The following is a 1335-nucleotide window of genomic DNA, read 5'->3' as shown; positions in this document are numbered from 1 at the left end:
CTCCCCAGGTGAGCCTGGCCACCGTTTGTGGGACCTCTCCGGTGGTCAGCCCAGTCCGATTCCGCCGCCGAAGGTGAGGCTCAGCCATTTCAGGAACGCCTCGAATGCGACGTTGACGTCGATTCCTGCAGAACCCATGAGAATTCACTCCTCTGCTGATGTTGAAAATCCACGGGATCGTCGATCGCCGCTTACTTCCTTTATCGCGTTCGCGATCTCGGGTCGTTTCACTGAATCGGAGTATTCTCACATGGTGAAATTTGACAACCGTCCATTTCGCTCCGAAGAATGGAGCGAGAACTCGACGTTATTTCTGAAAAGGTGTGCGTGTTTCTCGTGGGGAGGCCGACGCATCGGCCTCGCCGCACCGGCGAGGACCCGGCTTTGCCGACATGGTGGTCAAGTCGGTGCAATCCCGCCCGGAGGTAACGCTACCGTGTGGTTCAGGTCACAAGTTGGCATCGTGATGTTAGCGGCGAATCACGCCGCGTGCCGCACTACCAGGGCAAACGGGGGAGGAGCTGGACATGCGTCTAGATGACAGGTGCGGCTCGGTCCGCTACAACTGATCGTGCATCGACAGTGACGTGACTCACATCTCGCGTCCGGACGGGATCGTCGGCACACCGGCGGCAGATGCACGAGAGCGAAGGAGTACTGCGGAATGATCGAGGACGGCACCGAACCAACCCTCACTCCAGTCCCCAGCCCGACGCGCCTGATTCCGCGGAGGCGTCCCGATGGCCGAGAACTCCTCGGCACCGCGAAGGGAATTCTGATTGCAGGCCGCGGCTGCACCGACGCCCAGGCGTTCGACGAACTTCTCGACGTCGCACGACGCCATCACCTGACCGTTCTCGGAGCTGCGCGGAGCCTGGTCGAACTGGCTGCCGGTCCCTCATCCCGACCGCGCAGGGCCGACACCGCCCGATTCGACGAGTGGGAGCAGTTGGTCGCCCAACTCCCTCCCCGCCGACACGCTCAGGCAAGTTGACCCCGCAGGGGGCGGTGGGCGGCATTCAGGCCGATCCCGAAAAGATCACCCGAACCGAATCGGGTCACGTACGCGAAACCGCGTCGTCTCCCACCGACGATGCGGTCGTGTGGCCGGACCCCAGTCCGCTCGATTCGTGGTGGAGGCGTGTGGTCATCGACCACGCGACCGCAGTTGCCGAGGGTGAGCCCTCGAAGCGGTCCGAGTAGGCGTCCGGGTTTTCTCGCCGATCGCCGTCGATCATTGTCTCGTCCGGGTCGGGGGAGGAGTGTGAGAGATGGGGTTTGGCCGTCGGCGCCGCGCGGCGCCGCCCGAGGAGAAGGATGCCCATCGTGTATGCA

Annotated in this window: 2 protein-coding genes; one reads left to right on the top strand and one right to left on the bottom strand. The window is 63.1% G+C overall.

Annotated elements, in window-relative coordinates; genetic code table 11:
- The first annotated feature begins 664 nt into the window (after positions 1–664).
- The gene (locus tag ACFTZB_RS45695) at positions 665–994 is read left to right on the top strand and encodes an ANTAR domain-containing protein (RefSeq protein ID WP_378442621.1); all 330 of its coding nucleotides are present in this window, start codon (positions 665–667) and stop codon (positions 992–994) included.
- A gap of 64 nt (positions 995–1058) precedes the next feature.
- Here the strand turns inward: ACFTZB_RS45695 and ACFTZB_RS45690 are convergent.
- On the bottom strand, positions 1059–1335 hold a 277-nt coding region (locus tag ACFTZB_RS45690; RefSeq protein WP_378442619.1), incomplete at its 5' end, for a hypothetical protein.

Origin of the sequence: Rhodococcus sp. NPDC057014 (assembly GCF_042673295.1) — a bacterium.
Classification (GTDB): domain Bacteria; phylum Actinomycetota; class Actinomycetes; order Mycobacteriales; family Mycobacteriaceae; genus Rhodococcus_F.
This window is presented reverse-complemented; position numbering and strand designations above follow the sequence as displayed.

Coding starts and splice junctions, on each gene's coding strand:
- ACFTZB_RS45695 (WP_378442621.1), top strand. CDS start 665: ATGATCGAGGACGGCACCGAACCAACCCTCACTCCAGTCCCCAGCCCG.